Below are 8,418 nucleotides of genomic sequence, written 5' to 3' on the forward strand. Positions count from 1 at the left end.
CACCTCTTACCTCCATTGTACACTATATCCACCAATTATAAAACGGATTTTACCCATTCTTCAACAAATTGTAGCGCTTCACCGACTTTGTTCGCGTCTTTTCCGCCCGCTTGCGCCATATCGGCACGGCCGCCGCCGCTGCCGCCACAACGGGTCGCGACTTCTTTAATCAATTTACCGGCATGGAATCCTTTGTCGATTAAATCGTTCGTGACGCCGGCAATCAAATTCACTTTTTCTCCTTGGATGGAGGCAAGGACGATGACGCCAGAGCCAAGTTTTTGTTTTAATTCGTCCATCATCGTCCGCAAGCTGTTCATGTCTGGCGCGTTTACTTTGCTTGCGAGAACGTTGATGCCGTTTACTTCTTTCGCTTTATTGACAAGATTGGCTGCTTCCATATTGCTTAGACGTGCCGCAAGCGATTCGTTTTCGCGCTGTAACTCACGAATTTCATTCATTAATGCCTCAATTCGGCCGACGATTTCTTTCGGGTTCGTTTTTAATTTTTGCGCTACTTCTTGCAATAACGAAAGCTGATCATTCATAAAGCGGTACGCTGCTTCGCCCGTCACTGCTTCGATGCGGCGTGTGCCAGCGCCGATGCCGGATTCGGATACGATTTTGAACAAGCCGATTTCCGCCGTGTTCGTGACATGGCAGCCGCCGCAAAGCTCTAAGCTATAGTTGCCGACTTGTACGACGCGGACGATGTCACCGTATTTTTCGCCGAAGAGCGCCATCGCTCCCATCGCTTTCGCTTCATCGAGCGGTTTGTAGTCAATGTGAACAGGAAGGCTGCGCCAAATTTTTTCGTTCACAATCGCTTCGATTTGCTCTAATTCTTCCGGTTTGACTTGCCCGAAATGCGAGAAGTCAAAGCGCAAGCGGTCTGGTGCGACTAAAGAACCTGCTTGATTGACATGCACGCCAAGCACATCTTTTAACGCTTGGTGCAACAAATGCGTTGCCGTATGGTTTTTCACAATTTGGGCGCGTTTGTCTTCGAAAAGGTAGGCCGTGTACGTCTCGCCTTTTTTGAGCGTTCCTTTTTCGACGATGACGTGGTGTAAATGTTGCCCGTTTGGCGCTTTTTGTACGTCTTTCACGTACGCTTTTACCGTGTCGTTTTCGATGAAACCTTGGTCGGCGATTTGGCCGCCGCTTTCCGCATAAAACGGCGTGACGTCTAACATAATTTGCGCTTCTTCGCCTTCGCTGACTTCTTCGGTCAACTCCCCATTTTTCACGATGACCGTCACAATCGATTGCGTGCGAAGTTGGTCATAACCGACAAATTGGCTTTCGACTTTAATATCGCCGAGCACACCGCCTTGCACTTGCATCGAATCGACTTCTTGGCGTGCCGCGCGCGCACGTTCCCGCTGCCGTTCCATTTCCCGTTCAAACCCGTCGTGGTCGACGTTCATTCCTTCTTCTTGCGCATATTCTTCCGTCAATTCAACCGGGAAGCCGTACGTATCGTAAAGGCGGAAGACGTCTTCGCCAGAAATCGTGTTGCTGCCGCGCGCTTTTTCTTTTTGAATGACATTCGCCAAAATTGCGAGCCCTTCATGAAGCGTTTCATGGAACCGTTCTTCTTCGTTTTTAATGACTTTTTGGATAAATTCCGTTTTTTCTTTCACTTCCGGATAGTAGTCGACCATAATTTCGCCGACAACCGGCACTAATTCGTACATAAATGGACGGTTAATATTGAGCTTTTTCGCGTATCGTACCGCACGGCGCAACAAGCGGCGCAAGACGTAGCCGCGTCCTTCATTCGACGGTAGCGCTCCGTCACCGATCGCAAACGTAACAGTGCGGATATGGTCGGCAATCACTTTAAAGGCAACGTCTTTTTCGGCATCGATGCGATATTTCTCACCGGAAATTTGCTCGGTTGCGCGAATGATCGGCATGAACAAATCTGTATCAAAGTTCGTCGGCACATCTTGCAAAATCGAGCACATCCGCTCAAGCCCCATGCCGGTATCAATGTTTTTCTTCGGCAGCGGCGTGTACGTGCCGTCTGGATTATGGTTAAATTGCGAGAATACGAGGTTCCACACTTCTAAATAGCGTTCATTTTCGCCGCCTGGATATAATTCCGGGTCATTTGGGTCGTTGCCGAATTCTTCCCCGCGGTCATAGAAAATTTCCGTATTCGGTCCGCTCGGCCCTTCACCGATATCCCAGAAATTCCCTTCTAACCGAATAATGCGTTCTTCCGGAAGGCCGATTTCTTTATGCCAAATGTCAAACGCTTCATCGTCTTCTGGATGGATAGTGACAGATAGCCGATTCGGATCAAAGCCGATCCATTTTTCGCTCGTTAAAAATTCCCACGCCCAATGAATCGCTTCCCGTTTGAAATAGTCACCGATCGAGAAGTTTCCGAGCATTTCAAAAAACGTATGATGGCGCGCGGTTTTGCCGACGTTTTCAATATCGTTCGTGCGAATGGACTTTTGTGCGTTGCAAATGCGCGGATTGTCCGGAATGACGCGGCCATCGAAATATTTTTTCAGCGTGGCAACCCCGCTGTTGATCCATAGCAAAGAAGGATCGTCAATCGGAATGAGCGAGGCGCTCGGTTCTACAGCGTGTCCTTTTTCTTGGAAAAAGTCTAAAAACATTTGGCGAACTTGTGCAGATGTTAATTTCTTCATCATGCTTGCCTCCTTTTCATTTTTTCAAATAAAAAAACTCCCAATCCCTTGCAGGGACGAGAGTTATGCTCGCGGTACCACCCTGTTTATGGACAGACGTCCATCACCTCTAAAAGCCGTAACGTGGCTTCGCCGTCAGGTTTTGCCTGCGCTCCGGATTAGCATTCTGTTACCCTTCATCTGGAATTTCTTTCAGCCGCGGAAATTCCTCTCTGTGCGCGTAATGCGCGTTAAGATGGACTGTAACATACTCGATCCGTCATCGCGTTGATGTATAAACCTTTTCACACAGATTATAGACAAGCTTCCTTTGATTGTCAATGTGTATGAAAACGCTCCTTTGCATGTAAGAGCGACACTTTTAAAATGGCGACGAACGGGACAGCGATCATCATTCCGATGACTCCCGCGATTTCACCGCCAAGAAAGAGCGAAAACATGATGACGAGCGGATGCATATGCAAACTTTTCCCGACGATGAGAGGCGATAAAATGTTGCCTTCTAAAAACTGCAAGACAAAAATGATGCTAATGACAATGATCACCATTTTTAGCGAAACCGTGGCCGCTAAAAGAACGGCCGGAACCGCCCCGATAATCGGCCCGAAATACGGGATCACATTTGTCATGCCGATGATAAATCCTAACAAAAGCGGATAATTCATTCCAGCAATCCAAAAGGCGAGCGCCGCAACGCTTCCGATTAAAAAACAGACGAGCAGTTGGCCGCGAATATAGTTGCCGAGCGATTCATCGATATCTTCTAAAAATGCGAGCCCTTCTTTCCGCCATTTTTTTGGCGTCAGTTTCCAAACCGCTTTTTTGATAAGTTCGATATCTTTTAACATATAAAAGGCGATAAACGGTACGAGCAAGAAAACGAACGCTGAATTGAGCAAATGTTTTACGCTTGTGACCGCTTTCGTTAGCCATAGCCCTAGCAATGCCTCGACTTCGAGAATCGTTGTCTCGACGCGCTTATGAATTTCTTCTGGCCATGTCGATGTTTCGTCATGAATCATATTCGTCCATCCTTTATATGTACCGACAAACATCGGCAAGCTTTCTGTCATTTCTTGCAGCTGTTTGAGAAAAATGGGAATTCCTTTGTATGCCCCATATCCGACGCCGCCAAAAAACAGGACGTAAATCATTAAAATGGCGAGCGCTCGCGGGAGTCCCTTTTGATGAATAGATTCGACAATCGGATGAAGCAAGTACGCAATAAAAGCAGCGATCAAAAACGGCGTCAGCACCGTCAAGATCACATTTAAAATCGGCAGCCAAAACCCTTTCAGCCTCATGATGAAATAAAGCAAAACAACGACAAACAACAGTTTCGTCACGCGAATAAAAAAGCGCAGTTGCTCATTTTGCACGCGCATCCCTCCTACACGTTAGTGTGGAGGATTTACGGACAATTATGCACAAAAACACAACAAGATGCTGCATATCTATCGAATCGTATAGGCTGCCCTTCTTTTGCTGAATAACTCCCCTTCAATGGTTGCTTCTTCTCAATAATATGATTTCTTCCGGTCGACGTTTGACAATGCCTATGCATCAAAAACTATCTCGGAACTCTCTTGAATACGATGAAACATTCCGTGTATAATAAAACCAAAAGGAACATAAAATAAAAAAGACCGGGTGCGGCAAACACCCGATCAGCACAACTGCATGCCGCAAGAAGAGCGGCTGACCTTTAAGATACGAGGGTTAAACAAAGAAATAACCGTCATACCTTTGGTCGAGGGAGGACGGTTATTTCTTTTTGTTTATATAGACGACCATCGTAACTATTAATGTTAATACCGCTACCAGCACTAAGCTAAATTGAGCAATTAAGCTTAATGCTTCGTATGTCGTCATTTCTCCACCTCCCTCCATCGGGAAGTGGCCAACCGCCCACCCTGCTTTATGCAATTGCTATGATGATTGTAACATGCTTACCATTCTGTTTCCACAAAACTAACTAACATTCCAACTTCATCTTTTACAACAAAAAGACAGAGAACCGAGGACATTCTCTGTCTGTATCAATCTGACGTTTTTCCCGACAACAAACCATTTCGACAGGTGACAGGCACAGCGACTAAATTGTCTAGGTTGTTCTTGATTTACACTCTAGGGTATTACATAAATGATTTTCCAACGCCCATAGCGGACTTTGACCGCCAAGTTGATAGACATGCCTAGCACACACAAAAACGGCACCCTATGATCAGGATGCCGTGTTTTGTTACGTAAATGAGCGCATGAGCTGCCGGCCCATTTTTCGTACGTTGCGCATGTTCATGCCGCCGTTGCGGCGAGCCATTTGGTAAGCCACAACTCCTAAACCGATCGCCATAAGCGATGTCATCGTGCGATTCATCGTCATTCCCCCTCATGTTACGACGAAAGCGTCCGTTCTTGCTCACTGAACAAATCGTCTAACGAGCTGAGCGTTCCGTCTTCTTCGACTTGATGCGTGTAAATCATTCCTTTATGAACAGAAAGCTCGATAAAGCAATTCCAGCAATAGTATTGGTTCACACCAATTTTCCCTAAATCTTTGCTTTGGCAATTAGGACATTTAAGCACAAAAAGGCACGCTCCTCTTTTCGTTTTACCATTATTTTTGTCAAATATTTGAAAATTTATACGTATGGTGAGGAACGTGACCAATTATGTGCGACTTACACCTTTATCTTGTTCCTTCGTTCATAAAATCATACGGTGAAACGTTTTCCATTCCGATGTTCGCCTCTTCAAGCGGTAGTTCGCCTTCTTGGATCGGCTGAAATACTTGTTTGAGCTTTTCCGCGAGCGTCGTTTGCCGCACACTGTCATCGTAGCGGGCAACTCCCATCTTAAACGCCTCTTCCTCACCGCATAAAACTAAAAATTTTTTACTTCGCGTCACCGCCGTATATAACAAATTGCGCCTTAGCATCCGGTAATAGCTTTTCACGACAGGCAAAATGACAATCGGAAATTCGCTTCCTTGCGATTTATGGATCGAGCAACAGTACGCATGCGTAATTTGCGTTAAATCTTGCCTTGTGTACGTCACTTCGTTCCCATCAAACGACACGACGACTAAATCTTGTTCTTCGACATTTTCCTTCGCATAAAAGATGGCGACGACTTCGCCGATATCGCCGTTAAACACGTTTTGCTCCGGCTGGTTCACAAGCTGTAACACTTTATCGCCAATTCGGTACACCGTGTCGCCTACCGACAGTTCGCGTTTTTTATCCGCTTTCGGATTGAATAACTCTTGCAGCGCTTGATTGAGCCGGTCGATGCCAGCAGGCCCACGGTACATTGGCGCCAATACTTGAATATCTTTCACCGCATACCCTTTTTTCCACGCGTTATCGGCAATTTGCCTTACAACATCGACGACTTGTCCTGCGTGGCAACGAATAAACGAACGATCGGCTTTTGGGGTAGCCCAATCCGGCGGCAGCTGCCCGTTTTTCATGTGATGGGCGAGTTCAATAATCGACGACCCTTCTGCCTGCCGGTACACTTCTGTCAAGCGGACAGTCGGGATAAGGTTTGTTCGCAGCAAATCTTTTAATACTTGTCCCGGTCCGACAGATGGCAATTGATCTTCATCGCCGACGAAAATGACTTGCATTCCGTCTGGAAGCGATTTTAACAGTTGGTTCAACAGCCACGTATCGACCATCGACATTTCATCGACGATAAGCAACTTTCCTTGAATCGGCGCTTCTTCATCGTGCACAAACCCTTCTGCCGCGTTATATCCGAGCAAGCGATGAATCGTCACCGCCGGCAAGCCGGTCGCCTCGCCCATTCGCTTTGCCGCCCTTCCGGTTGGGGCAGCCAATAAAATCGGAAACGGATTTTCTTTATTGTAATGTTTAGGGTCAAGCGAAAGGCCATGCAGTTCGGCAAAAATTTCGACGATTCCTTTAATTACCGTCGTTTTTCCTGTCCCAGGCCCTCCCGTTAAAATAAAGAGCGGAGAAGAAAGCGCCTGCTGAATCGCTTCTTTTTGGAGCGGATCGTATTGGACGGAGAGGCGTTCCTCTAGCTGCCCGAGCGCTAATAAAAATTCCGACTCTGGAAATGCCGTCACCGCCTGTTGCAAAAGCCGTTTGACGTTCGTGACAATTCCTTTTTCAGCAAAATAAAGCGATGGAATGTAATATTTGCCGTCCTCGCTAATCAACTTTCCTTCTTCTGTCAACATCAACAGCACATGGACGATATTTTCTTCCGGCACGGCTTCTTCGCGCTTCGCCTCTAATAGCTCTTTTACTTTGGCCAATAGCTGCTCCTTTGTTAAATAGACGTGCCCTTCCTGCAAACAATCGCTTTCTAGCACGTACAAACAAGCCGCACGAATGCGGTCCGGATGGCGGCCAGAGATGCCGAGCTGGTGGCCTAATTCATCTGCGCGAACAAATCCGATTCCTTCGACATCTTCGACGAGCTGGTATGGGTTTTGTTGAATAATCTCCAATGTAGCTTCTTTATATACTTGATAAATTTTCATCGACAGTTGCGGACCGAAGCCGAGCCGCGACAGCGCAATCATGATTTGTTCGAGCCCTTGGTGCGCTTTTAACGTTTCGTACAGCTCTTGCGCTTTCGCTTTCGACAGTTTCGGCACTTTTGAAAGCGCGTCCGGATCGGCTAATATAACGGAAATCGCCTGCTCGCCAAGCGCCTCCACGATTGCTTCCGCCGTTTTTTTGCCGATTCCTTTAAATAAATCGCTCGATAAATAATAAATGACGCCTTCTTTCGTATGCGGAACGTCTTTGCGGAAATAATCGGCGACATATTGCCGCCCAAAGCGCGGATGTTCCTTAAACGAACCGTAAAACACATACGTCTCTTGTTCGTGCATGCGCGGAAAATAGCCAGTAACAACGACTTCTTCGTCGTTGTACGCTTCGTTCGTTTCTTCAACGCGAATGCGCACGACCGAATACAAATTGCTTTCGTTATGGAAAATCGTGACGAGATGTGTTCCTTTAATAAACGATTTTTCGTCTAAGGCAAACGATCCTTGTTGTTGCAATGGGAATCCCTACCTTTTATCGTTGTCCGAGCGCTTGTTCCATCAGTTTTTTTCCGTGTCCAGCTAACAAATGATCTGGCTGAATGAAAAGCGCCTTTGTAAACCATTGAAGCGCCGTTTGTGCTTCATCTTTATACGCATGCGCCACCCCTAAGTTATAGCAGGCGTCCGCATGATGTTCATCTAACGCGATCGTCCGTTCAAAATAGCGCATCGCTTCGTCGACAAACTCGAGTTGTGCCAAACAGAGGCCTAATTGGAAAAGCGCTTCGACATCGTGCTCGTTCAATTCCGCTGCGCGCTGCAAATACGGCAAAGCAAGCCGCGGCTGCTCTAAAAACATAAGCGACATGCCGAGCATGAAAAATACATCGCTGTCGTTAAGACCTTTTTGGATCGCTTGTTCAAACATGTCTTTTGCTTGGGCAAATTGCTGGCGGTTGTAATAAATCGAACCGAGCCCATAATACGCCGTCGCCGCCTGCTCATCAAGCTCAAGCGCCTTTTGGAAAAAGCGAATCGCCTTTTCTTCCTCGCCAACGGCCGCTAACACGTTCCCGAAATTAATGTAGCCGACGGGGTCATCAGGATTTGCTTCGATCGCCTCATGAAAACATTTTACCGCTTCTTCATAGTTTCCGTCCCGCATATATTGAATTCCAAGCGTATTTTTGTTTTCCATTTTCTTCACTCCTCATT

Annotated in this window: 7 protein-coding genes and 1 other annotated feature; all 7 genes read right to left on the reverse strand. The window is 46.7% G+C overall.

Annotated elements, in window-relative coordinates:
* Positions 1 to 35: 35 nt before the first annotated feature.
* Positions 36 to 2,672, reverse strand: a complete 2,637-nt coding sequence (gene alaS / locus M4I42_RS10755; RefSeq protein WP_268852171.1) for an alanine--tRNA ligase — start codon at positions 2,670 to 2,672, stop codon at positions 36 to 38.
* Positions 2,673 to 2,721: 49 nt separating this feature from the next.
* Positions 2,722 to 2,944: a binding site (T-box leader), on the reverse strand.
* Positions 2,945 to 2,989: 45 nt separating this feature from the next.
* Positions 2,990 to 4,051 (reverse strand): AI-2E family transporter, encoded by a 1,062-nt coding sequence (locus M4I42_RS10760; protein ID WP_442864105.1) that lies wholly within the window; start codon positions 4,049 to 4,051, stop codon positions 2,990 to 2,992.
* Between the two features lie 385 nt (positions 4,052 to 4,436).
* On the reverse strand, positions 4,437 to 4,544 hold the full coding sequence (locus M4I42_RS10765) for a putative holin-like toxin (RefSeq protein ID WP_268852173.1): 108 nt from the start codon (positions 4,542 to 4,544) through the stop codon (positions 4,437 to 4,439).
* A 370-nt stretch (positions 4,545 to 4,914) separates the two neighbouring features.
* Positions 4,915 to 5,049, reverse strand: coding sequence for a YrzQ family protein (locus tag M4I42_RS10770; RefSeq protein WP_268852174.1), 135 nt, complete (start codon positions 5,047 to 5,049; stop codon positions 4,915 to 4,917).
* A gap of 17 nt (positions 5,050 to 5,066) precedes the next feature.
* A complete protein-coding gene (locus M4I42_RS10775) occupies positions 5,067 to 5,258 on the reverse strand; it encodes a hypothetical protein (RefSeq protein WP_027407908.1) in 192 nt (63 codons plus the stop codon).
* A 103-nt stretch (positions 5,259 to 5,361) separates the two neighbouring features.
* Positions 5,362 to 7,719: an SF1B family DNA helicase RecD2 gene (gene recD2 / locus M4I42_RS10780; protein WP_268852175.1), complete on the reverse strand. Its 2,358-nt coding sequence runs from the start codon at positions 7,717 to 7,719 to the stop codon at positions 5,362 to 5,364.
* Between the two features lie 16 nt (positions 7,720 to 7,735).
* Positions 7,736 to 8,401, reverse strand: a complete 666-nt coding sequence (locus M4I42_RS10785) for a tetratricopeptide repeat protein (RefSeq protein WP_268852176.1) — start codon at positions 8,399 to 8,401, stop codon at positions 7,736 to 7,738.
* Between the last annotated feature and the right edge of the window lie 17 nt (positions 8,402 to 8,418).

The sequence above is a fragment of the Anoxybacillus sp. J5B_2022 genome (assembly GCF_026847645.1).
Lineage (GTDB): Bacteria > Bacillota > Bacilli > Bacillales > Anoxybacillaceae > Anoxybacteroides.

Bases quoted from the DNA above. Each gene is read 5' to 3' on its own strand.
- alaS (WP_268852171.1), bottom strand. From the start codon at position 2,672: ATGAAGAAATTAACATCTGCACAAGTTCGCCAAATGTTTTTAGACTTT.
- M4I42_RS10765 (WP_268852173.1), bottom strand. From the start codon at position 4,544: ATGACGACATACGAAGCATTAAGCTTAATTGCTCAATTTAGCTTAGTG.
- M4I42_RS10770 (WP_268852174.1), bottom strand. From the start codon at position 5,049: ATGAATCGCACGATGACATCGCTTATGGCGATCGGTTTAGGAGTTGTG.
- M4I42_RS10785 (WP_268852176.1), bottom strand. From the start codon at position 8,401: ATGGAAAACAAAAATACGCTTGGAATTCAATATATGCGGGACGGAAAC.